Consider the following 23,350-nt stretch of genomic DNA (forward strand, 5'->3'; position numbering starts at 1 on the left):
GAGATAACCTGCGAGAGGTGTGAGCTCAATAATGGAGTCCTAAACTGCAGCAACTGCAGGCGCATGGAAAGCCGGCGGTTAGGGAGGCGCTGATGGCCATAACGGGCGCAGGGGGGGCCCTATACCTACTGGTCTCAATACTAACAACGAGCATATACCAAATACCACTAATCGCAATACTCACCGCAACCACAATAGCACTAAGCCTATACACAGCATACGCACTAAACAAGGAGCTAAGCAAGGCACTAACCGCAGTAACAGCCACAACCCTAACCCTAGGACTAGCAACAACACTGGTAATCTTCACAATAGGCCTAAGAGCCTCAGCAGCAGCCCTAGGCTCAGGTGGGTAATCTACGGGGGTAGGGCTCTACGAGCTTGTGAGGCTATCGAGGGGTTAGTATATATTGACCACGGAATTATAAATATTTTATTTATAAGTTCCAACGAACCGCTAAATAGCAACGAATTATTCAACGAACATTCCAAGGGTGTTCTTTAAAAACCCCCCCAACCCAAAGGTGCCCTGATGAACCCAAAATCAGTAACCGGGAGTAGAAAAGTAATAATACCAAATAATAATAACACTACTGGCAATAACACTAGCACTCACGGGAATCGCGCACGCACAACAATGGACGCCAGTAACATGCCCAAGCCTAGCAACCGTAACGAATGAATCAGGATTAGTATACTCACCAACCAGTGGATACCCCGGAACAACGATAACCTTCACAAGTCTACCAACAGGCGCCACTGGCGTAACAGGAACACAGTATGTTACCTACACACTATACTTCATAAATCCAGTAACGGGGGGGCAGGCCGTGGCCTGCTACAGTACAACTGTATCAAATGGCACCTTACCGCCACCCTTCACAATACTCTCCTTACTACCGGGTGACTACAACATAACGGTTTACAGCAACGCAACGGGCGACAATTATTACTACCAGGGCGTATTATTCACCTTATACCCAGGGTTCTCACCAACCAGTGGGTTCTCCGGTTACAAAATAACATTTAACATACCAAATGGAGTATTTGCACCATACTCCTCTGTTGAGGTTTACTTCAACAGTACGTATGTGACCACGGTATCCGCAAACGCAACAGGAGGCCTAAACGTAAAGATACAAATACCATACAACCTAACAGCGGCCAACTACACAATCTACTTAATAGGCACCGCGCCCTCTGGAACTCCAATAAATGTAACCAGCGGCGTCTTCTCTGAGAAGTTCTCACTGAGCCCGGCTTTGGCTCGCCGGGAAGCACCGTCTACTTCACGGGCTTCGGCTTCCAGCCCGGCGAAACGGTTAAGGTGTACTTCGACGGTACTGTCGTTGCCACGGTAACGGCGAATGGTACAGGCTATGTAAGTGGTTCGTTCACAGTACCATCAACCGCAGCCGTAGGCTCGCACACCGTGGTTGCCGTCGGCCAGACAAGTGGTGTTACCTACGTGTCCCTCTTCTACGTAACCGTCGCCAAGATAGCACTGTCACAGACGGTGGCCACGGTGGGCACCGCAATAACAGTGAGTGGTTCAGGATTCCCAGCGAACCAGTACGTAGTCCTATGCTTCAACAACGTTGTAGTCAACACGGCGTACACAAGCTCAAGCGGTACATTCGTAACCAACTTCACAGTCCCGCAGACGCCAAACGGGACCTACCCAGTGGTTGCCATGGCATCACTAAACGCGGTACCCATAGGCTCGCAGTGCCCATTCATCGGCGAGACTTATGAGGGTGGCTACGCAAGTTCAAGCCTAACCGTAGTACCAAGCCTGGTGGTTAATGTAACGCAGACATGCCCGACCTTCGGCGTAAGCGTTGTTGGTTACGGATTCTGGCCAGGTACAAACGTAACCGTGTACCTTAACGGTACGTTAGTGGGCTACTCGCTAATAGGCAGTAATGGTACGTTTGAAAAGCTAGTAACCTTCCCTGCGCCAACGACACCCGGTACGTACGTAATAACCGTTAATGAGACATTCATGGGCTACCCAACACCAGTAAGTATAAGCGTTATGCCACCATACGTGCAGGTCAACGGGCAGAGCAGCGCCTCAGGTATAGCGGGTGGTACAGTTACCGTTAGCGGCGCATGCTTCCCGCCAAATAGCAATACGACTCTGTATATTAACGAAGTTCAGTATCTAAATGTAACTCTAACGAATAGCACCGGTGGCTTCAGCGTCAACGTGAACCTACCACTACTACCGCCGGGTACCTACACAGTATACGCTGTTGTGGGTAATTATACACCTACCATCACGAGTAGTATAAACGCCAGCGTCACAATACTAAAGCCGCAGATAGTCTCAGTAACGCCTACGGCGGGCGGTGAGGGTAGCTGCTTCGTGATTAAGGGCATAAACTTCGCAAACACCACGCTCTATAGCGTTGCCGTAACCATAAACGGTGTAACCTACACATACGGAATCTATAGCGAGTACGCGAATGGATCATCAGTAGCCAATGCATTTGGGATTTCCTGTAGTCAAAATGTTACGTTATACCCGAACGGTACTGTGATACTGCCGGTGGTCGTTCCCGTGACCACGCCAGGTACATACACAGTATACGTTAACTCAACAGTGCACCAATCACTCATTAGCCCCACAGGCGTCCCATCAACTGAGCAGGTAGAGATTGTCCCATCATTCATAACGGCACCCAACGACACGTTATACGCAACCACGAGCTTCACTGTACAGCCCTCCTACATAACTGTGACCCCAACGTTGGCCGTTGGTGGGCAGCAAATATTAATAACCGGTTACAACTTCTATCCAAATAGCCCAGTTACCATAATTATTAATGGCACAAACGTGACCTCAACAGAGGTTGGCTCCAACGGTCAGTTCAGCGTCGTATACACAATACCGAGCTACCTAACCAGCGGTGTGCTTTACATAGTTGCTGAGGAGAATTACACAAGCTATATTGCCGGCACACCACCGAATGCCGTTGGTAACGCCACAGCCACAGTAACCATAGTGAGCTTCTACATAGCAGTGCTTGATGACTTAGAAAAGCTACTGCAGTGCTGCAGCAGTGTTAATGCAACGCTACAGCAGCTAATGAGTGAGGTGGAGGGGGGGTGGCCAGCGAGGTTAGTACGGTGTACAGCACGGTACTCAGCATGAACTCCACGCTGGCATCAATCAGCAGTACGCTGAGTAGCATTAGCTCAACACTATCATCAATGCAGAGCACGCTCACGAGCATACAGAGCACGCTATCATCAATAAGCAATGCATTAACGACAATACAGGGCATATTGACGGCAGACTTCTCAACAGTAATTAGCGACTTATCATCAATACAGAGCCAGTTAACCACAATAAACAACAATGTGCTTGGTGTCAACAGCACAGTGACCTACTACGCCCAGCAGTTGCTGAGTGGTGTAAGTAACATACAGAGTATGATACAGGGCCTGCAGACGACGATATCAAGCCAGTACAGCACAATAGAGGGTCAGCTGGGCGCCATTGGCAGTGAGCTTGTCAGCGTTAATAAGACCGTTACGTACTACGGAAGCAACATACTGAGCGCCGTGCAGAGCATTAACGCCACAGTGCAGAGTGTTAAGACCGTCGTGCCGAGCGTGATGACTGGCTACGGAAGCTACACATTCACGGCGCCGGGTACGTACACGATATACCAAAGCTCAAGCGTAGGCCAGATAACGGTGACGCTGTACTACACCGGCTACAGCACGGTGTACATCTACGTATACCCAATACCCGGCGACACAACGCATGTTGTGAAGCTACAGGTGACGAGTAGCATGGGCTACACAGTCACGGTGTCCGGCTGGAGGGTTGACATATACGTGACGTCGGCATCATCAGTCTCGCCAGTCACTGTGTACTACTCATACACCGCAATATCGTGATAGCCACCTAAGGCTTAAGCACCTAAAAACTCAAAATCAACCCTTATTCCTCTCCCCTCCTCCTTATTCCTCCAGTAATACATGCGCATTAACAATTTATTTTACATGTATGGATTAAGTAAGGCCACCCTTCCAAAGACCTGATGAAGGTCTCACTGAGGATTTACGCGGTGATTATTGGATTATTAACCTTAATCTTAGCCAGCGCCGTGGTTAACGCCCAGGTACTCGTGCCACCACCAGGGTCCCTGGCTGAGCGAGGGCGTGACGACTCAGTCACCCAGCTACCTGGTGCTGCTACTCGCCGGCTGCAACCCCCCAGCAGCCCTATAACCTGTATGTATTCACGCCTAGCCAATACAGTGCCTGGGCCTCGGGGGGGGAGACGGCGGAGGTTGTGTTCGCTGGTGAGTTCATCAATGGGGGGGCAACAGTGGTTTACCTAGGCCCTGGGAACTACGTCGTCGTGGTATACCCAGAACCAAGCAATTATAATGCCTGTCTATCAATCATTGGGCCTAGCCAGGGCCTGGCCATGGGGCTTGCTAGCCTGCCCAATAACCCAATAAGCACTGGGGAGGTCCTTGGGTACTTCAGCATATCCTCAATAAGTGCCTACAACAGCAATGCCAGCCAGTACGGGGCTCCCTCTGATGGAGCTAGCCTGCAGTTGGGTGCTGTGATTGTCCTGCAGCTTGCTGACGGCTCAATACAGTACTACCTGGCCCAGGACATACTCAGGCTGGAGACCCAGGGTGGGTATTACTCCGTGGCTGACGTGGTTTGGAACGAGACCACGGCGCCCAGCGTCCTCAATGGTGTTGCGGGTAATGGAGGGGTCACGGCCTACGGCGCTGATGAAGCCTATGAATATTCAACCCCCCCTTCAGCACCTACAAACTACCACTTAGTGGTTACTTAATCATTGGCGTGGCTGCGTCTGGGGGTTCTGCAGTCATAGGCTTTGGCTACGCCATAATACAGAGCGGAGCCTACAGGCCTCCCCCCCAGGTGGTTTGGTTTGATAACGTGACCATAATGCCGGATTCCCCCCCAGTGGTGAGTGCCTTCATTGAGGCGTACAACGGTAGGTTAACGGGCTCTGGGAGACCCATGAGCATGGAGCTGACGTTTGGGGGTTACGGAATTGGCGAGGCAACGACATTCAACAACCTAAGCGCCGAGCTAGCCCTGGCCTACTGGAATGGGTCTGGCTGGGTCTCGCCGCCAAGCATCTACGACTACTCCCTAAACCCCGTGGGGGGGTCGGCCACGGACCTTAAGGTACTGATGCAGGGGGGGCCCTGGCCATGGTCAGCACTGGGAGGCCGGACCCAGGCTTATTAAGTCCTCAGCCTCCGGCTCCGGCGCTGCCCATGACCTACATCGCGGTTTACAACTCGGTCACGAACAGCCTCAACGCCACCTACGTGACTCAGCCAGTCACGGTGAGCCAGCCCCCAGGTGATTTATGTGGGGCAGGGGGGGCTAGGTACGTACTCACTGGTTATTACGTGAATGATGAATTCACGGCAAATCCACCGGTTATTGAGCCGGGCACCTGGTTTGCGACGTATGAGGTTGAGGCCCAGTACCAGGAGGAGTATCTGGTGAGTATAGTGAGTCCGCTGCCACTCGCTGTCAATGGCACGGAAACCACAAACTACACGGCCTGGGTTGTGGCGGGTTCCCTCCTCAACCTAGCAATAGGCGATGTGTATCTGGCGAACAACACCATGTACACCCCCTCAATTGGCAATGAGTCGATTATCGTATCCTCACCAATAAACCTAAGCATTTCCTGGACGCCGAATTACTTGGTGAGTGTTGAGAGTGTGTTGCCCATTTACGTGAATGGGTCTGAGGTGATTAACTACGCCAATTGGTTGGCTAGGGGCTCAATACTCCTCATTGAGGCTAACAACGTCGTCCTAGGTAATGGGACTATGTTCAAGCCGTCAATCAGTAACGAGACAATAACCGTGAACTCACCCACAACAATAAGCATTACCTGGACCCCCCCATACTACCTAGTGAGTATTGTTAGCCCAGTGCCGGTTAGGGTGAATGGGGAGGCAACCACGAACTATACTGCCTGGCTTAGGCCTGGCTCTACCGTGGTTGTGAATGCGAGCGTGGTTTTCCTGGGCAATGGCACGATGCTCATGCCATCTGTGGGCAATGAATCATTGACTGTTAACTCCCCCCCATTAACCTGGCGATGGGTTGGACGCCCTACTACCTAGTGAACATAACTGGTGAGTACCCGGTCCGGGTTAATGGGACTTTGACCAGGGTATACAGCGCCTACGTTAGGGCTGGCTCAGTACTTGTAGTAAGGGCTGAGCCTGTGGTGAAGTACCTGGGCCTCGTGGTGATGCGTCCAAACGCCACTTCACTGGTCATGGTGGTTAACAGGCCGGTAAGGCTATTCATAGCCTACACGCCAAACTACGCAAACCTACTCCTGCTCATGCTCCTCATAGCCCTTGCGCTGGCCGTCGTCCTAATGACGAGGCGCCTAGGCCATGGTGAGTCCTGGGGTGAGGAGGTGCAGTTATAGGTAGGTCACGCGTGGTTGGGTCGCCATAGCCGCGAAGAGGGCGTGACCCTGCAATGCGGGGGGGTTTAGTGAGTGAATTAGGAATTGCGCTGCTAGCGCAGCCAGCGCCAGGGCAATCCAGAGGCACTCAATGCACCTCATAACGTGGTTGCTAACACGACTCAATTTAATAGTATTACCTAGCATTGCCGGGCTCAATCCTCGTTGATGTGTAACCGCTATTGTCCTGTTTCGCTGGGCACGGTCACGGTGTAGGTATGAAACGCCTCGGTGACCCATATTATTAGTAGTGTCTCGAAGTTCGCGTAATTGAAGATGGCCATCACGGCAGGTATGAAATGGGAACCAGCCAATGCACCTGTTATTGGCTGTTAATTCACTGTTGGATCGCGTGACTCATCATTAGTGTTGAGGCTTACGTACGGGTCTTGCCTGTTGACTATACATTAATGAGTCGTTGATGTGGCGATCCTGCTTATGATGCACTACTCACGCCCAGCCTTTGTGTGGTTTGGGCAGGCAGTTCACGATTCCGAAAGGCATTAGGCTCCTCCTCGGTATTAGGCCCCCCTGGATGAGGTTGAGGTCGTTCAAATAAGGCCCCTAAGCGATGGCGAGGTTGGGGGGGAGGAGTTTAGGGTGGTTAGTGATGGTTAGGGTCCTAGTCGGTGGCTTTGGTCTTGCGTGCCCCGACTCGGGCGGTCTCGAATTCATAGATCTTTAGCCCAATCCTCGCCTGTGCACCTGTCCTTTACACTCCCCCCCTTGATGTAATCAATTACTCGTTAATTCCCAACCCAGCGAATCCAAATGCCGGAAGTACCTCATGGGTAGGCCGTGGCTTTACACCTCAGGTGGGTATTAATGATTTGATTGCGCCTAAGCTAGCGCACAACTTACTTAATTCACCAACCCTCAACTCTCAATGACTCACTTCTCCTAGTCTCATACTCGATGTTTATGATTATTTCCCAAAGTGCGTCTAGTGCCTCGTCGTCGCTTATTAAGCCCCTCTTCCTAAGCTCAATAACCTTGAATGCCTTGCTTATGAGTCCATCGATTGATTCACCCATTAACTGCCCACCACGTTGCCTCCGGACCATTCGAAACCCTCGCCTAGGCTTTGTTTAAAAGCCTTTCTATCCCAAATAATCGATGGCCTAACGCCAACAATCTCAATTCAGCTCAGAGACCCCAATACTGAACCCCCCCCTTCCTAACCTCCCCCCCAGGAATCGTGAATTACCCATTCAGCCCAGCCCTAGTGTATCCTTCCAAAGCAGTACCAAGCACCTATTTAATAAAACTTCTTTAATGCTTAATTAAGCAATACTGGATACAGGACATATGCTCATGGATTTACTGGAGTAATGGTAGGGCGGTTGTCTCTTGGCCTGAGGTGGTTAATCAGACGCCTATTGTGCCTAGCCCTGGCTTTAGGCCTTGAGTTTCCTCGGGGGGGAAAGGCATATAAGTGGGTTTGGAGCAGGAAAAATGGCGGGGGGGTGGGTTGGTCCCCCATCCGCTGGGAGAGCCTTCATCATGCCTCAGCTGAACACCGGCTCGCCACTTGGGGGCTAGCCCCACCCCCCCGCAATCATCAAGGGCTTTTTCAGGAAGAAATAAAAGCCTGATTGTTTTTGATTTTAAAAGCCCCCCCTGGCTTGCCCAGGGCTCACCAGCCAAGGCTTATTGGCGATGGCGTTGGCATTGCATTAAACGGCCCACTCCATAGTGGCTACCCCCCCAACCATTATAGCCAATACTATACGTTGAGCCAATATTATAGTTCTGCCCCCCCAACACTTAGTCTCTGGCTATTAATCACCTTATCAACGGTGGGCCTAGTCCACCCACAGTACACCTCCTCCATGGACAACCCCCCCCTCAAGCGCCTAAGCGACTTAAGAAGCCTTGAGTAAATCTCAGCATGCCTCACCGAGTCCTCAGCAATCCTCCTAAACACCTCCGAGTATTCTCTATGCGTCTCTGCAAGCCTGAAGTAATGCACAGCAATGACCCTCTCCAGCTGTATACCGCAGGTGAGCAGCTGCAATGCATGATGCTCAAGGCCCTCGTAAGACTGGGAAACCCTCATAACGGCATTCTCCGGCACAGGAAGGGCGAGGCTAATGTAAAAACCAAGCAACGCCATGACTAACCACCAGCCAGCCCAGAACAGGTTGATCACGTAGGCATAGAATAAATCACCGCTTGTGTGAATCGCATTAAACACGCCAATGACTATAGCCGCCGTTAAGAAGGCGATGATGGCCAGGTAGTATGTGTGGTAGATGGTGAAGTGCGATGCGCCAACACCCTTCGGCGTGACCCTAAACCCCTTCCTCCTCCTCAGGACCCACCAGATGAATGCTATGGTGACCGGTAGGGATACTACAAATTGAATGCCCTGATGATACATGAACTCCCTAAGTCCATAACCATACCTACCCATTATGGCTAGGTAAAGTATCAATGAGAATAGGAACACAGGGATATACGTGATCAGGTAGAGTATTGGGTTTATACTTAGGAAGAATACCCTGAACATGAGGAATATGCTTGGCGCCAGTATACTAGCTATGGTCAGGATGCTCACGAAGAACCAGTAATAAACACCGTTAATGTAATCCAGTAGTTGCGAAACACTTAACCTAGCGTTGAGTAATTTCTTAATTAATTGGAAGGTGCCGAGGGCTCACCTGCTCTGCTGCGTTATATAGCTCGGCAGGTCCTTAGGAGCCTCGCCGCCCCCCACACGAATGGTAAATCAACGTAGACACTCCTGAAGCCCCTCTCGTGAAGCATCGCGGATGTGTATACATCCTCAGTCACACTACCCTCATAGAGACCGCCGATCAATAACAAATGCCTAACCCTGTAAATAGTACCACTGCCCAGGCTAAACGCCGAGTTCCTCATGTGCCTACCCCCCCTCATTATAACTCTCAGGAAGGGTATTTGCTGTATCCAGGCGGAGAGGGCGATCGTTGTATCAAGCCCCCGAGTAGTACTGCGGAACCTGTACAAAGGCGACCCTTGGGTCATCGAAGAACTGCATGACATGCTCAAAGACACCGAGCAGAAGCCTCTGATCAGAATCCATGATGACCACGTAGTCATAATTCTCACCAAAGGCCCTAAGCCAATCATTGACAGCGCCAGCCTTAAACCCCCCCCTCCTACTACCCCCCCTCCTGAAGACCTTGAAGCCAAGCTCCTCCGCATAGTAATCAAGCTCCCTCCTCACGTCCTCCCTAGTCGAGTCATCAAGCACATAGACATCCCCCCCTAACTCGCCGACCGCCGCCTTGGATATTATGGCGGTTTCGGCGACGAGCCTCGGAGACTCATTAAATACTGGTATTACCAAGCAATCCTATAATTACCCACACCATTGATTCTCCGGGCCCTACTTAGTACGGCATCTTCATAATCCTTACCCCCCCTAAGCCAATAGGTAATGAATAGACCCATGGACAGGAAGGAGACGACCATCATTAACACTATGAAGTAGCCCAAGACAATGCCCCCCCAACCCCCCCTAATTTTAATAAAGGAAGTAATAACAAGCGTTATGATGAATGGTGAAGAGACAATGAGTGTATTGATGAGTCTCATTTTAATTTTATGATTTGCGAATGTTAATTTAACTTTTTCCTTAAAAAGCTAATTATGACTTTAATGCTCATGAATTGGGTGGGCGAGATCGACGTGGCCCATGGTGAGTTATTTTGAAAGGATTTAAAGGGGGGGGTGAGGGAGATAATGGGATTAATGGGTGATTGCCTGCCTGTGACTTCCAGGGTCTACGTGAACAATCAGGTATTGGTCCGGCCCATGTCGTCAAGTGCCTGGGGGGGATTAAGGACGTGGAGTACGTAGACGTGGTTATCAGGTACGGTGGTGAGGTCATTGAGTTGAGCGGTGTTAAGTTACTTAGGTCGGTGAAGGGTGGCGCTTCGAGGCAGTTTACAATACCGAGGGGGGGGTCAGGGAGAGGTTTGGGATTCAGGCCTTCGATGTCGTGGAGATAGTGAGTATTAGGCCTAGGGCCTACCCACAGCCCGTGGGTTAACTTATTGCCCATTTATGTCAATTCCTCTTTGTCAATTCCTCAAGAAACCTTTTTAACCCGGGATTGAACCTAGTAATAAATGCCGAGGGGGGGCTTGGAGGTTAGCGGGTTACCCTACGGGACTAGGGTGTACATAAACGGCCAAGTCCTACTGCCTGCGAGTCTCGTGAGGGCGCTGGGCATTGAATGGGCTCGCTATGCGGACATACTCATTAGGCATAATGGGAGGTTAATAAAGCTCAGGGGGGGGTGCTACTGCTGAGGGCTAGGAGGGCGGCTAGCAGGCAGTTCACGATTCCTAGGGAGGTTAGGGAGGAGTTCGGTATTGAGCCTCTCGATAATGTGGAGATACTCGAGGTGAAGCCGCTGAGGGCTTCCGAGGCCAGGGTGATTCAGTGATCGTCAATGAGGTTGATAAGTAGCGACGGTAGCTGGAGGTGCCCTGGGGGGGAGGGCATTAACGGGGTTGAATTCCTCAGTTATTGGTGCGTGGCTCTGGGTTCCTTTAGGGGGGGCTTCGAGTTAATATTTGAGGGCGTCATCACGGATATAGCTGGGCAGCCCTGCAGCCAAGCCTCAATGCTGAGGTCGTCACTTGGGTAATAGAGGACTCGGGGATTGAGGATTACTTCGACGTAACTCTCGTAAGGCCTGGCTGTAAGACTCCGAGCATGGTGGTCCTAATACCTAAGTCCGTTGACGGGTTAATGAAGCTGTACAGGCGTGGTCTGGGCGGCGCTAGGCTGGTTAACTGCCCAATACCGAGGCGTGAGGCCTACAGGGCCTGGCTTAGCATTGTTGATGGGCTCATCAACGCGGTTGGCATTGATGAGTTGCTGAGGCATGCTTTAAGGCGGTTAATAGGCCTTGAGTATGGAGGGGGGGGTGGGGGGGTTGAGGAGCCCAGTGACTTGGTGCGGGAGTTGATCCAAGCGTTTAGCATGACCCGGTGATTAGCGTTAATTCTTTGGGTGGTCACGGAAACTCTGGTTTTTAAGCTCACTTTCAATCTATAATTAATGCCCAACCCCCCCAAATCAGAGACTGGGGGTCAAATAAGTGCGGTTGAGGTTGCCTGGTAATTCCCGTGGTGATTATAGCGATGGTGATCCTTCTCTTGCTGGTCCCCCCCAATTACTCCTACTCGGCTGGTTCTGAGGTTAATGCCTTCCAGCTGAATGCCATGGCCCAGTCACTACTCCAGTACATCGTTACGAACCCGGGAAACCCACCAATTGGGGCTTGAACGCGAGCCAATTAACATCCTTCGGATTAGCCCAACCAAACCAACCATACCACCTAGACCCATTCAAGGTGATGGCACTGGTTTACTGGGACTACGCCAATGGGCTCATACCGAGGAGTGAGTTAAGTGGCTACTGCACCCTCAACCAAATAAACGGTAATGGCTTCAGGGAGTACCTAAACCAGAGTGGTGTTACAGCCCTCTCAATAACCGGTAACTGGCTATTCACACCAGGCGCCTACGCGCCGTGGATAATCAACTACACCGAGGTTAAGGAGATGCTGGGCCTGGGTAGTGGCTATGAATTTAGGCTAGTCCTAACGCCGGTTATGAACATATCCGTTGTAGACTTCCCACCAAACCCAGGCCCAGGAAGTTTCAACCTAGTCATTAGGGTTGTGGATAGTGCGGGTGGTACTCCAATCAGTGGTGCTGAGGTGACTATTCAATACTTCGCGATTGATCAAGCCGGTAACGACCTGGCCTGCCAGTACGGCTTGGTCACGCCATGCACGCCAGCACCGAGTAATGCCCAGTTGCCTCCGGCCTCAACGTTTACCATACTCTCCACAAAACCGCTGATTATTGAGGGCTCTGAGGTTGGCTACACGAACGGGAGTGGTTATGTAGTCTTCACGCTACCACTCTCGTATGATGGTGATAACTCATACTTCATGATAATTAGGGTGAGCATCGGTGGGTTGGGCGATTACTACTACTTCCAGTACCCAGCACAATCAACGCCACTGCTCATGGTTGGTGTACTGCCGATGGGCACCACCTACAACTCCATAGTCTTTGCGGACCCACACCTATTCACGAACTGCCTATCGGGCCTAGTCAAAAGCCCGAGCGCCACATCGCTGGGTCTTAGGATAATTGCCGTTTACAAGAGCCTCTATGGCTACGTATTCGAGGGATTAAACTTCACACTAAACCCGGGCAGGGGGGGCTCCCACTCATACCCAATACCCTGCACATTACTGGCCAATACAAACGCCAGAGACTACTCAGCCTGCTACTGGAACTTACCGAGCGAGCCAATGCTCCTAATAGTCAATGTGGTTAGGAATTCGCAGGGTCAGGCAGGCCCAGTCCCACTGGCCCAGTCAATAATCGTGCCCTACGGCCTATACCCAAACTACCTAATGAACAACGGCCCAATAGTATTCGGAAAATCAATTAAGTACGCAGAGGTAGGCACAGCAACAGCCTAGTCTACATTGGAGACTCAACCTACTACGCAACCCTATACCTATACTACGGAGGAAACACCTTCGGACCAATGGGTTGATTTTAGAAATAGAAAGTAATTTAAACAGGAGTTCATTAATAATGTGTATGGGCATTATTGAGGAATTGATAGAAAGGGCCCTGGAAACAATCCTCAACGCCAGGAGGGGGGGCTCATTGATAAGGACGAGGCCCTAGACACCCTCTGGGAGCTTCTGGTAAACATTGATTATGAGGTTAGGACTAACTACGTAATGGTCCGGTTCAGGAAAGGCGCGGTGGGCGTGGATTAATGGTCAGGTTCACGGGGGGCACCTAACGCGTGGGACTGGGCTTCTATTTCGCTAGTCATGGTTACGTGCGTGGGTATTTATATAAATTAAATATTTCATTGGTAATTATAAGTATTTTATTTATATGTTTCATCGAGACGTATTATTCCACGGGAATGTACAACGCTCATTCCAAGCGTGTCCCTTAAAACCCCCCCACCGTTAGGGTCATGTGATGGCAGGTCTAGGGATAAAGGCAGGACTAATTAAACAACTAAAACCGCTTACAGTAATAATCACGTTACTGGTAATGGGCATAGCGCTTGGGCTTGGGCATCCGCTGCTTGCGCAGTCCTATGGACCAACTTCGGTGCCAGTACCGCCGGTGACCTATACATGGACTCTCTACTGGAACTTAACCGACGCTAGGCTGCCCTACGGGGTCACACCAACTAATTCAATAGCAGTTAGTACCTATAATTATTTAATTAATTACATGGTGCCTTGGTACTTCACTGCCGGTAAATCCTTCAGCATCTACATAGCCAACGCAACTGATGTTTATTACTGGAACGGCACTCAATTCATACTCTACTCACCAATTAGTATGAACGCAACCGCTATGACGAACTCAACAGGTGGTGTCACCTGGACTGTGAGCACAACATTGACTGGTGGAATAACGCCGAGTCAGGTCTACGCTAACTGGACTATCGTGGTCGTACTTAATAACTACGGTGGAGCTAATTGGATGGTCTTTAACGTGACCTCCACCTTCATGGACCTGGCGGACCTAATGGGTAATCTAACGACAGTGAGCACTAGCAGTTATGTGCCGGTGTCACCATCAATAGCCCAAAGCCTAATACCGCAGGTAACCACAACAGTAACGTACACACTACCCAATGGGACCCAGGTAACGGCCTACGTATACCCACTCTTTAGGCCCGTATATGGCGCTGAGACAACACCCAGTGACTTATACGTAATACTACCAGACCTATACTTCTTCTTCCTATTCACTGGCGCATCAGTCAGTCCATCGGTGGAGCCGGTATCACTGCCATCAACCGTGCAGTTACAAGCCATACTAACGCTGGGGGGACTGGAGTCACGGTGTTTGAGTCAACGCCTAACAGCACGGTTACCTCAGCATCGCAGTACATATACACAGTCACGTACACGGGCTTCGGCCCAATCTACTACGTAACTAACGAATTCAGCGGCTTAAACCCAGCGGACCACAACTACCCAATGGTCACCGCGGAGCCAGTGACACTAACGGTTAATGAATTATTCCCAAGCGGGCAAACCCTAATGCTCTTCAACTACACCACCGCGACATCAAACTACCAGACAACCCCCAGAGTCATTCAATGTAGCTCAGGCATACACATGGCCATCACCGGTGGTTTCAAGCTATACAGTAAGTTTAACAGCGTTATCAGACACGACACAGGCAGATCCGGATTGGCTAATTGGTGTTCCAGTCATTGAGTTCTACATTGGCGATGTTTACGACTTAAAGGCCAACCCGATAATCGAAAGCTCGCTGAGTGTACCACCAACGATAGTCTCGGAGCCTAACCCAATAGTCGCTGGTAAGCTCTATGTTAAGTGGTTACTGCAAACGACTCCGGTGGCCACGGTAATAAGTGAGAACTACCTACCGTACTACGAGACCTCGCCAGCCCTAGTACCAGTAGGCCAATTCACAGGCACAGGACCATCGGCGCCAAGCTTCACAGCCTTATCAGTATCGCCAGAGGTTCAGATGTTCTTCGAGAGCCAGCCAGTATTCACAGCCCAGATAATTGGTGCGTCCCAGTCATCGCCGTTGATACAATTCATTAATAACGTATACGTATCCCTAATGCCGGTATTCATAAACCTGACGCAGTACGCGCCAGGCGTGCCGGCGACGAGTCAGTTACAGCTCAGTCCAAACATAGCCAGTAAAGTAACTGTGTACTACGCCTACTCACCAAGTGTTAGCCAGCTAATACAGACGATGCCACCATCATACGCAACGCAGGGTAGTGTTTACTATGCCCAGAACGTCTATGTTACGTACCCAACGGTCTCCCAGTTACCTGCGGCCTTTGCCACCTTCCCACCATTCACCCAGTCAGTTGTTTGGGGGCGTGCTTGTGACGCCTCAGGTCAACTGGTTCCCAGCACCACCACTGAGCGGTACGTATAACGCAACTTCTACGAGTCTAACCGAGAGCGTGACGCAGAGGCAGACCTATTACTACGCCTTCTGGGTGACCTATAACGGCTTAACCGTTGGCTATGGATTATTTGAGCTCGGTTATGAGCCGTCAACAACGTACTTCTATAACCCAGTGAGCGGCGTCACGGCGCCATTCACGTATCAGCCGGTATTCGATGTTTACCCAATCAGCGAGAGCAACTCAACGCTGTTGTCATTCTACGACAACAGCAGTGAGGTTGGCATAGGCAACTTCCTGGGCGGTGCGCCGGCGCAAATAACGACGCTGAGTGTGTACACTGAGGTTGCCTACATAGCGGTGTCCTACACGGTGTATGACGTGCAGTTCCTCAACTTGTGCAATGAGACTATAACCGCAGGTATCGTTAGTATAAGTGAGTTAACGCCGAGCGGCGTAACAGTTACACTGCCACCAGTGCAGTTGAGCTCCACGGCCTACATAATGAAGATAACGGCACCAATAGCCCTGGAGATATCCTCGGTGTCTGGCGTGCCTTACATAGAGACTATGTCCCTGTGTTTAACTTCACGCTGAACTACTACGGCTACATAATGCCGAGCGTCAACTACACAACGAGACAGCCCGAGTACAACTACATGCTGACCCCTGGCATTATTAATGTGGTGTACTTCCCATTAATTGACATTAACATACAGGTTCTGAGCCAGACAACACCGCAGTACCCACTGTGGGGGGGCTTCGTGGTGAACATCTACAGCGCAGTGACTGGGCAGAAGATGTGGGAGGCAATAACCAACTCGAGTGGCTATGTTTATGTAATGAACGTGCCACTCAACGCCAGTTACATACAGCCGCAGGGCAAGGCCTACGTAATGCTTAAGGTTAGGACAATAAGTCCAGCAATCGACAGCGTCTACCCATACGCCTCAGTATCACAGCAGTATGGCCAGACATACCAGGCATACGCAAGTGCTTTAGGAATACCAAGTGGTTACTACGCCTACACGCTTGGTACCAGGGGGGGACCATTCGATGAGGACCTAGTGATATACTATGAGCAGTTCTCAGTGCCAGTAACAACAACGTGCGGCCAGGTATTCCCAATCACCGTGCCAGTTGAGAATCTACACATAGTAGTCACTGACCTGAAGGGCAATGTCCTTAGCAGCCAGCCAGTCTACCCATGCGCCACGCCGAGCTACTGCCCAAGCTTCTACTACAACGTGACGCTGGTGCTCGATGACCAGTACAGCCCGTACTACCTATCCAGCCAGTGGCTGGTATTCCCAACCTACTGGTTGAACCTAACTGACTTCAGAGTTGTTGGGCAGACCTGGATGCAGCCTGAGTATGAGGCCCTGGAGAGCACGTTCCAGTCACTGATAGCCGCTGACCAGGCGGCGTACCAGAGCGGCATGATTAGTCTACAGCAGTTTGTCGAGTGGTACGTGGGCAACTACAGCTACTACACATTAGCTGCGCTGCTGGCTAACTATAGTACGTCATCACCATTCGCCATATTCACATTCCCATCAATAGTGCCTCATGAGGGTACAATATTCGTTAGGTTATTCATGCCAGCCAGGCATTCCAGATGAAGGTGTACTACCTAGGCCAGGAGGTCTTCAACGAGATAGTGCCAGTACCACCACCCAATGAGAACGTGATAGTCACGCCGACGGGTAAGGTGGAGTACACCACAAGCCCAGTGACTGTCTACATAGCCGGGCAGGCAGTGACAATACCGCCAAACGGCACGATAATAATCGAGACCAGCGTATACCCAGTAACCTTCAACATAACCAGCAAGAGCGGCATATACCAGTGGGCAACACCTACCTAGGACTAACATTCACAGACGTACTCTATAGGGAGTACGTGATGCCACCATACTCAGCACTAAGCACATCAATAGCCTTAACGTACATCAACAACACGGCGTATCCATTTAACGTGACGAGCTTCGGAATACTAACACCATCAGAGCTTGAGTTGCTGACGAAAGGCACGTACTCGATAATTGAGACCTACCAGACGACAACCACGAACTACAACCCAGAGGCTGTGGCTAGTGAGGAGCCAATCAATAATATCTACTCACTGGCTGGCTACGTACTGCCAGACCTGATGGGCTTCTTCGTTAACTCCAGCAGCCCAACAACAAGCCTAACGCCACTATACATGACTAGCATATACCCGAACGTGTTTAGCACGACTCCATCTGCCGTAGCCTTCAACCTAACAATGGGCATACCGATATATGCCCACGTCGTCACATCAATAATCGCAACGGCATACCCGAATGACACATTCCTATACGCGGCTGAGCCAGCCTACAGTGAGTATAGGCTGTTAGTTAATGAGTCATTGATGGAGCCCGTAACGCCATTACCTGCGGTCATTGACGGCTCACCAACCACACTAACGGCCAGCCCGCTAACCGGCTTATACCCAACAACTTACGCGGTTGAGGTTACTCAGTCAGAGAGCAGTGAGGTTAACTTCACGTACTATGCAGTGCCCAACCTAGCCAGCTATAGGCTGTGGGAGGCCTACGTGAACGCCACTGGAATGACGTCAGTCACCAACGCAACAATAGGCATATACGCCGCTAATGCCACCGGCTGGTACTACGTGTACAGCGTTAACGTAACATCAACATTCCAGCAGGCAATGGTAAGGACAGTGCCGCTATACGTATACCTGAACTACGGCGAGATAACAAGCGTGGTTCAGTCACCGACTGAGGTTGCGGTTGTGCTCTACGTATACGGCAGCGGCACCTACTACATACTACCGCCAGCTTACTACGGCGATCACACGCACATTGAGTACCCACCAATAAGCAGTGGCTTTGGCGGTATTGTGCACCACTACACTGAGAACCTATACACGGTCGCGACAGGTCCAATGGCAGGAACAACACAGACAGTAACCTTCACGTACCCAACGGTTAACGCCACGTGGATGCCATACTTTGGAAGCCCACTGACCGTTGTAATACCAATACCAAGCAGTGGTGAGGCGGTGTTCGACATACCGTGGTGGGCACCAACGACAGGCGCCTACGGCACTAGGATCGCTAGGTTCTGGGTGATGGGCACAACGAGCACGCAGAACATCGGCTACGGAAGCATAACCACGGTCTACACGCCAAGCCAGTACACGCCGACAGCTCCATCACCACTGCCTGAGCTAGCCATAAGCAGCTATGTATTGCTGAACTACATAACACCAAGTGGCGGAGCACCGAGGTATTCACGGGCGAGATACCGCCGGGCGTGGTTGTGAGTAATGGCACGCTATACATGACGGCTATTGGCGCCGGCACTGGCGGCACATCAGCCCCCCCAATGCTCATGTACGACACGTTGTTCCCAGAGGATCTATGGAACGTGACTATGAGCGCAATACAGGCGGTCAGCGGCGTATATAACATTAGGACTACAGCGCTGGAGAGTGTTGAGGCGTATCTACAGAACTCCGCCTCATTCCCAATATACTTCACGCTAAGCGGCTTCACATATAGCAACTCCGGCATGCAGTTCACAGTGTCAATAACGCCGAAAGTACTAGTACTGGAGCCACAGACTAGCGAGATTATTGAGGTGCCGGTGCAGTACATCTATGGCAGCAGCTATGAGTTTACATCAACGTGGTGTGACCTAGGCAACTACACACCATTTATACCAGACTTTGGATTACAGTACTCAGTCTACTACAGGCCACCCAACGCCACCTTCTACTTAGCCAATGGAACAGCACTGAGCTTCATAGCAAACTCCAGCGGAGTTTACATAGAGACGCCCACTGAAACTCTGTATTACAGCCCATTAGTCAACCTAACAGGGCTTGAGGCACCGCTTGTGCCAACCACCTCATACACGATTAACTTCACCACGCTATACGCCGGCAGTGAGCTAATGCAGTTGAACACGTCAGTTAAGATACCGCAGTTTGGAGAGAGTGCCAGGAGTAACGTGTACTATGAGTCGTACTACAACGCTACGAGCTCAATAGTCGGTGCTGACTACTTTGTGCATGATAACTTACCATACCCAACATATAGTACGCTGGCCAGTGGCGAGCATGTGTACTGGAACATAGCTGGCTACGTTGGTACGCAGACAATGCCGGAGATACTACCGAGTACAAGTAGCGACACAGAGGTTGAACTTGCATTCACATTCAGCTACCCATCAATACCGCTAGCCGCAATTGAGGACTGGGACGGCAGGCCACTACCCAACCAGGTGATTGTTGAGTATGGAACAGGCACAACGCCAGCGCTCTGCGCAGGCACTGCGCCAATAGCCATAGACTTCAGCGGCGTTAATGGACATCTACTGCAGCCGCTGCCAGTTGGCACTAGGACCGTGGTGTACTGGTACGACAGCTGCCTACTCTACACAATAACCAGCGGCGCCTACCCATACATAGACATATACGACACCAACATAGCCACCGACGTAAGCACGCTGGGCAATGCCTTCACAGCAACTTCAGTTGAGACCCACGTGGTGCCAGCCACCATATACCTAAAGAGCGCCACTGGAACCGGAATACCCGGCGCCCTAGTTATTGTGTTTGACCAGCCAACAATGGGTAATGAATTCCTAGCCTTCAACGTAACCGGCACCGACGGCTCAATAACGCCTGTCGACTACAGGATATACCCACCAGCCACAAGCCAGCTACCACCAACCAACTACTACCTAGTTGCCTACTACGCGGCCAACGGAACACCACTGACGTGGCAGGAGATACAGCAGGCTATAAGCAGCCACTCAACACTATACCTAGTGCCTGTGTTTGAGAACACCTTCAGCATACAGAGGACTGTGACGGCCACTGAGGCCATAGAGTCCTTCACATTAAGCAACATACTGACCACGGCTAACATAGTCGTTGTACTATCGAGCTTCGGCCCAGCGCCAGGCGTTACCCTGAGCTACAGCGTGTCTGAGCCTGAGTGCCCGGTGACGATAACTGCCATATCACCGGCATCAACGATAGTTGGTTACACGTATAGCGTGACGCCGCTGATGCCATCACCAAGTGTTTGCAAGCCAGTCACTGCAGTAACTGGCACTGGAACGACCAATGCCCAGGGCCAGATAACAACGGCGACTTTCGTAACGCCCGTGGCTCCATTTGCGGCCCAGATAACGATAACCGTACAGTCATGGAAGGGCATACCACTGGGCTACACCTACACCTACTACGTAACGAGTAGCAACGCAACAACACCAATACAGGTATCGGTACCGGCCGTCGAGTTAACAGTGACTCCAGTAAGCGCCAGTGGTGCGCCATTGACGACGCAGGCAACGGTCAATGTGACATGCGCCGGTGTTCCAATCGCCAGCGGCGTTGGTCAGCAGACCGTGGTCGTTCCAATACCGAGCAGTGGGTCAATAACGTGCACAATAACTGGCTATAGCTATGGTAAGACCGCGAGCACGACGGTGACGCTGACGAGTAGTGAGGCTGGGCAGACGATAACGAGGACGTTGACGATACCGGTGAGCGGCTACTACATACCTGGCGTGGGCTTCGTGCCTGTGAGCACGTTCATACTGCTGGCTGTGGTGATAATAATCATAATAATACTGATAGTGATACTGCTGATTGAGTACAGCAACTGGAGGAGAAGGAGACTAGCCGGCTTGCTGGGCCCGCCGAAGTGAGAACCTTAAATGCATAAGTCGCCTTAAAATCAATCCTTTCCCTTCAAATCTTTTCTCCTTTTTCCTTCTCCTTCCTCAGAACCAACAACCTTATATTCCAGTCCCGTGAGTTAGATAGTGGTGAGTAAGGCAGATAAGGTCAATAGGGATGAATTGCTCAGGCTTCTTAGGGAGGATGAGGAGCTTAGGCTAGCGGTGATGGGGCTTCTAGGCATTACCGACATTCAATTATCCCTCAGGCAGTTAATAAACGCCATTAATAAACTCGCGGAGGCCCAGACAAGGTCTGTCAACGCAATGCAGGGCATCGCCGAGGGTGAGGCCAGGATTACGGAGATGCTCGGTAAGGTCACTGACATGCTCGCCAAGATAAATGAGATGATAATGGACCTCGCAGAGACTTTAAGCAGGACAATCGACATGGTTGATAGCTTGCCAAGGGCCAGGAGGGGGGGCTCGGCAACGCATTAAGCAATTAGCAGATGTGCAGAGGGTTACCTGGGAGGCCGTTAAGCAGTTAATTGATGGAGAGGGCAAAATACTCGACCTACTCAAGCAATCCCTCGATTCCCAGGGAAGGCTTTGGCAGGAGGTTAAGAACCTGCAGGAGCAGGTCAAGGCGCTTCAGGAGGGTCAGAACAACGTGTTAGCCGAGATAAGGAGATTAACCGAGAACCAAGCCAACCTATTACAGGAGGTTAAGAGACTTGCTGAGGGTCAGGAGGCGCTTAGGGTTGACGTAAATAAACTATGGGAGGAGAATAATAAGATTTGGCAGGAGCTTAATGAATTGAAGGTGGTTCAAACAAAGTTGCTTGAGGAGAATAACAAGCTTTGGGAGGAGGTGAAGGCGCTTAGGGAGAATCAGGAGAGGCTATGGCAAGAAGTTAAATCGCTCCGTGAGGGTTATGAGGCAATTAGGACTGATGCGAATAGGTTGTGGGAGGAGAATAATAAGTTGTGGCAGGAGGTGAAGGCTTTGAGGGAGGGTCAGGATAGGCTTTGGGAGGAGAATAAGAGGATTAACGAGAATATTGAGAGGCTTTGGCAGGAGGTTAGGAGGTTAGCTGATAACCAGGAAAAACTATGGCAGGAGAACAACAGGATTAATCAAAACATAGAGAGGCTTTGGGAGGAAAACAAGAGAATAAACGAGAACATCGAGAAGCTTTGGCAGGAGAACAGCAGGATCTGGCAGGAGATAAGGAGGATAGACGAGAATATAGAGAAACTATGGCAGGAGACGAGGAGTATTAGGCGTGAGCTTTCTGGCGTTTCTAGGACTGTTGGGGGGGCTTTGGTTGAGCGTGATGTTAGGCATTACCTACCTAGTTGGGTTAGGGAGAGGTTCGGCGTTCATGTTGATAGGATTAGGAGGGTTAGGATTGAGGGTGTTGGTGAGTTTGATGGCTATGCGGAGGTCGATAATAAGGTGGTGGCCATCGAGGTTAAGGCAACACTTAGGCTTAGGGATGCTGAGGACTTTGTGAATAAGGTGAGTAAGTTAAGGAGCGTTAAGGCAGGTAAGGAAGTCATTGCAGTAATAGCCTATGTGAATGAGGCGAGGGATACGGGCAAGGCCATAGAGCTTGCGAGGGCTAACGGCATTAAGGTTGTTAAGCACCATGGTGAGGATGACTTCGAGGAACTCACCTAGCCACCAACTGCCCTGTGTAGTTTACGAACCACTCAATGAGCGGTAAGTCAACCCTCACCTGGTCAATGCCATACTTACCCTCGTGAAAACCCCACACATGTAGGTCATACGCCCTTGACCAAGCATCAACAATCCTTGACTCACCCAACCTACTGCTTAACGTCCTGGCTGCCCTACCGAGTAAGTGGGTGAACCACCTACCCTCCTTAATGGCCTCTTGATACTCAGGTGTATCGAATTTCTCGGCCAACGCCTTAACGCACTCCTTAACAGCCTTATACAACTTCTCACTGGCTTGGACCGCATCACCTCTGTCGATGTACTCCTTGGCCTCACTTAAGTACTTACCCGCGAGTTCAAGCCTCGCCTTAGCCAGTTCACCAGGGTCTAACTTCATCGCATTCATTAACGCATACATCACGAGGTCCTCAATATCCAAGCCCCTCTCCTTAACCTTCTCGTAAATAACCCTCGGCAACTCAAGTGAAACAACCATTA

At 50.8% G+C, this 23,350-nt stretch carries 29 protein-coding genes and 2 pseudogenes; 23 read left to right on the forward strand and 8 right to left on the reverse strand.

The window, feature by feature from the left end; genetic code table 11:
• Positions 1-92 precede the first annotated feature (92 nt).
• The 4 genes from JCM11217_RS03730 to JCM11217_RS03740 all read left to right on the forward strand — a co-directional run bounded on the left by JCM11217_RS03730 (position 93) and on the right by JCM11217_RS03740 (position 3,915).
• Positions 93-356, forward strand: a complete 264-nt coding sequence (locus JCM11217_RS03730) for a hypothetical protein (protein WP_054842102.1) — start codon at positions 93-95, stop codon at positions 354-356.
• Positions 357-830: 474 nt separating this feature from the next.
• A complete protein-coding gene (locus tag JCM11217_RS13505; protein WP_243678263.1) occupies positions 831-1,361 on the forward strand; it encodes a hypothetical protein in 531 nt (176 codons plus the stop codon).
• Positions 1,328-3,160, forward strand: coding sequence for a hypothetical protein (locus tag JCM11217_RS03735; RefSeq protein ID WP_054842103.1), 1,833 nt, complete (start codon positions 1,328-1,330; stop codon positions 3,158-3,160). Before JCM11217_RS13505 ends, JCM11217_RS03735 begins: the two co-directional genes overlap by 34 nt.
• A complete protein-coding gene (locus JCM11217_RS03740; RefSeq protein WP_243678264.1) occupies positions 3,115-3,915 on the forward strand; it encodes a hypothetical protein in 801 nt (266 codons plus the stop codon). Before JCM11217_RS03735 ends, JCM11217_RS03740 begins: the two co-directional genes overlap by 46 nt.
• 163 nt (positions 3,916-4,078) lie before the next feature.
• On the opposite strand, the gene JCM11217_RS13510 is transcribed toward JCM11217_RS03740, so the two are convergent.
• Positions 4,079-4,273: a hypothetical protein gene (locus JCM11217_RS13510; protein WP_243678265.1), complete on the reverse strand. Its 195-nt coding sequence runs from the start codon at positions 4,271-4,273 to the stop codon at positions 4,079-4,081.
• 177 nt (positions 4,274-4,450) lie between these two features.
• Between JCM11217_RS13510 and JCM11217_RS13515 the strand changes: the two are divergent.
• The 3 genes and pseudogenes from JCM11217_RS13515 (at position 4,451) to JCM11217_RS03760 (ending at position 6,478) form a co-directional block, all read left to right on the forward strand.
• A pseudogene (locus JCM11217_RS13515) lies at positions 4,451-5,262 on the forward strand (thermopsin).
• Positions 5,226-6,161: a hypothetical protein gene (locus tag JCM11217_RS03755; RefSeq protein ID WP_243678266.1), complete on the forward strand. Its 936-nt coding sequence runs from the start codon at positions 5,226-5,228 to the stop codon at positions 6,159-6,161. Before JCM11217_RS13515 ends, JCM11217_RS03755 begins: the two are co-directional and overlap by 37 nt.
• Positions 6,137-6,478 carry a hypothetical protein gene (locus JCM11217_RS03760; RefSeq protein WP_243678267.1) on the forward strand — a complete coding sequence of 114 codons (342 nt, stop codon included), beginning with the start codon at positions 6,137-6,139 and terminating at the stop codon, positions 6,476-6,478. Before JCM11217_RS03755 ends, JCM11217_RS03760 begins: the two co-directional genes overlap by 25 nt.
• On the opposite strand, the gene JCM11217_RS13520 is transcribed toward JCM11217_RS03760, so the two are convergent.
• The 6 genes from JCM11217_RS13520 to JCM11217_RS03790 all read right to left on the reverse strand — a co-directional run bounded on the left by JCM11217_RS13520 (position 6,473) and on the right by JCM11217_RS03790 (position 10,099).
• Positions 6,473-6,619 (reverse strand): hypothetical protein, encoded by a 147-nt coding sequence (locus tag JCM11217_RS13520; RefSeq protein WP_243678268.1) that lies wholly within the window; start codon positions 6,617-6,619, stop codon positions 6,473-6,475. The two genes, JCM11217_RS03760 and JCM11217_RS13520, sit on opposite strands and share 6 nt — an antisense overlap.
• A 764-nt stretch (positions 6,620-7,383) precedes the next feature.
• On the reverse strand, positions 7,384-7,581 hold the full coding sequence (locus JCM11217_RS03765) for a hypothetical protein (RefSeq protein WP_054842109.1): 198 nt from the start codon (positions 7,579-7,581) through the stop codon (positions 7,384-7,386).
• A gap of 680 nt (positions 7,582-8,261) precedes the next feature.
• Entirely contained in the window at positions 8,262-9,077 is an 816-nt protein-coding gene (locus JCM11217_RS03775) for a hypothetical protein (protein ID WP_054842111.1), read from the reverse strand.
• A gap of 116 nt (positions 9,078-9,193) precedes the next feature.
• Positions 9,194-9,508, reverse strand: coding sequence for a hypothetical protein (locus JCM11217_RS03780; RefSeq protein ID WP_243678269.1), 315 nt, complete (start codon positions 9,506-9,508; stop codon positions 9,194-9,196).
• Positions 9,474-9,851 carry a glycosyltransferase gene (locus JCM11217_RS03785; RefSeq protein ID WP_054842113.1) on the reverse strand — a complete coding sequence of 126 codons (378 nt, stop codon included), beginning with the start codon at positions 9,849-9,851 and terminating at the stop codon, positions 9,474-9,476. The genes JCM11217_RS03780 and JCM11217_RS03785 overlap by 35 nt, the downstream gene beginning before the upstream one ends.
• Entirely contained in the window at positions 9,845-10,099 is a 255-nt protein-coding gene (locus JCM11217_RS03790) for a hypothetical protein (RefSeq protein WP_054842114.1), read from the reverse strand. The genes JCM11217_RS03785 and JCM11217_RS03790 overlap by 7 nt, the downstream gene beginning before the upstream one ends.
• Before the next feature lie 164 nt (positions 10,100-10,263).
• Here JCM11217_RS03790 and JCM11217_RS03795 point away from each other — a divergent pair, with 164 nt between their 5' ends.
• The 16 genes and pseudogenes from JCM11217_RS03795 to JCM11217_RS03860 all read left to right on the forward strand — a co-directional run bounded on the left by JCM11217_RS03795 (position 10,264) and on the right by JCM11217_RS03860 (position 22,852).
• Entirely contained in the window at positions 10,264-10,515 is a 252-nt protein-coding gene (locus JCM11217_RS03795) for a hypothetical protein (protein ID WP_054842115.1), read from the forward strand.
• 120 nt (positions 10,516-10,635) lie between these two features.
• Positions 10,636-10,955: pseudogene (locus JCM11217_RS03800) on the forward strand (AbrB/MazE/SpoVT family DNA-binding domain-containing protein).
• A gap of 6 nt (positions 10,956-10,961) precedes the next feature.
• The gene (locus JCM11217_RS03805) at positions 10,962-11,159 is read left to right on the forward strand and encodes a hypothetical protein (protein WP_054842116.1); all 198 of its coding nucleotides are present in this window, start codon (positions 10,962-10,964) and stop codon (positions 11,157-11,159) included.
• A gap of 68 nt (positions 11,160-11,227) precedes the next feature.
• Complete coding sequence (locus JCM11217_RS03810; RefSeq protein WP_054842117.1) at positions 11,228-11,509, forward strand: hypothetical protein; 282 nt, start codon at positions 11,228-11,230, stop codon at positions 11,507-11,509.
• Between the two features lie 149 nt (positions 11,510-11,658).
• Positions 11,659-11,802 (forward strand): hypothetical protein, encoded by a 144-nt coding sequence (locus JCM11217_RS13525; RefSeq protein WP_243678270.1) that lies wholly within the window; start codon positions 11,659-11,661, stop codon positions 11,800-11,802.
• Positions 11,799-13,019, forward strand: coding sequence for a hypothetical protein (locus tag JCM11217_RS03815; RefSeq protein WP_054842118.1), 1,221 nt, complete (start codon positions 11,799-11,801; stop codon positions 13,017-13,019). The genes JCM11217_RS13525 and JCM11217_RS03815 overlap by 4 nt, the downstream gene beginning before the upstream one ends.
• Before the next feature lie 523 nt (positions 13,020-13,542).
• Positions 13,543-14,517: a hypothetical protein gene (locus JCM11217_RS03820; protein ID WP_054842119.1), complete on the forward strand. Its 975-nt coding sequence runs from the start codon at positions 13,543-13,545 to the stop codon at positions 14,515-14,517.
• A complete protein-coding gene (locus tag JCM11217_RS13530; protein ID WP_243678271.1) occupies positions 14,424-14,804 on the forward strand; it encodes a hypothetical protein in 381 nt (126 codons plus the stop codon). Before JCM11217_RS03820 ends, JCM11217_RS13530 begins: the two co-directional genes overlap by 94 nt.
• Positions 14,716-15,510 (forward strand): hypothetical protein, encoded by a 795-nt coding sequence (locus JCM11217_RS03825; protein WP_054842120.1) that lies wholly within the window; start codon positions 14,716-14,718, stop codon positions 15,508-15,510. The genes JCM11217_RS13530 and JCM11217_RS03825 overlap by 89 nt, the downstream gene beginning before the upstream one ends.
• A complete protein-coding gene (locus JCM11217_RS03830) occupies positions 15,452-16,078 on the forward strand; it encodes a hypothetical protein (protein WP_243678272.1) in 627 nt (208 codons plus the stop codon). The genes JCM11217_RS03825 and JCM11217_RS03830 overlap by 59 nt, the downstream gene beginning before the upstream one ends.
• Positions 16,060-17,103 carry a hypothetical protein gene (locus tag JCM11217_RS03835; RefSeq protein ID WP_054842122.1) on the forward strand — a complete coding sequence of 348 codons (1,044 nt, stop codon included), beginning with the start codon at positions 16,060-16,062 and terminating at the stop codon, positions 17,101-17,103. The genes JCM11217_RS03830 and JCM11217_RS03835 overlap by 19 nt, the downstream gene beginning before the upstream one ends.
• Complete coding sequence (locus tag JCM11217_RS03840; protein ID WP_054842123.1) at positions 17,100-17,348, forward strand: hypothetical protein; 249 nt, start codon at positions 17,100-17,102, stop codon at positions 17,346-17,348. The genes JCM11217_RS03835 and JCM11217_RS03840 overlap by 4 nt, the downstream gene beginning before the upstream one ends.
• The gene (locus tag JCM11217_RS03845) at positions 17,330-18,796 is read left to right on the forward strand and encodes a hypothetical protein (protein WP_054842124.1); all 1,467 of its coding nucleotides are present in this window, start codon (positions 17,330-17,332) and stop codon (positions 18,794-18,796) included. Before JCM11217_RS03840 ends, JCM11217_RS03845 begins: the two co-directional genes overlap by 19 nt.
• Positions 18,787-21,195, forward strand: a complete 2,409-nt coding sequence (locus tag JCM11217_RS03850) for a hypothetical protein (RefSeq protein ID WP_054842125.1) — start codon at positions 18,787-18,789, stop codon at positions 21,193-21,195. The genes JCM11217_RS03845 and JCM11217_RS03850 overlap by 10 nt, the downstream gene beginning before the upstream one ends.
• 117 nt (positions 21,196-21,312) lie before the next feature.
• On the forward strand, positions 21,313-21,666 hold the full coding sequence (locus JCM11217_RS03855; RefSeq protein ID WP_054842126.1) for a hypothetical protein: 354 nt from the start codon (positions 21,313-21,315) through the stop codon (positions 21,664-21,666).
• Between the two features lie 13 nt (positions 21,667-21,679).
• On the forward strand, positions 21,680-22,852 hold the full coding sequence (locus JCM11217_RS03860) for a hypothetical protein (protein WP_054842127.1): 1,173 nt from the start codon (positions 21,680-21,682) through the stop codon (positions 22,850-22,852).
• Here JCM11217_RS03860 and JCM11217_RS03865 read toward each other — a convergent pair.
• A complete protein-coding gene (locus JCM11217_RS03865; protein WP_054842128.1) occupies positions 22,845-23,348 on the reverse strand; it encodes a PaREP1 family protein in 504 nt (167 codons plus the stop codon). The two genes, JCM11217_RS03860 and JCM11217_RS03865, sit on opposite strands and share 8 nt — an antisense overlap.
• Positions 23,349-23,350: the final 2 nt, after the last annotated feature.

The organism is Vulcanisaeta distributa JCM 11217 (genome assembly GCF_001316005.1).
Taxonomy (GTDB): domain Archaea; phylum Thermoproteota; class Thermoprotei; order Thermoproteales; family Thermocladiaceae; genus Vulcanisaeta; species Vulcanisaeta distributa_B.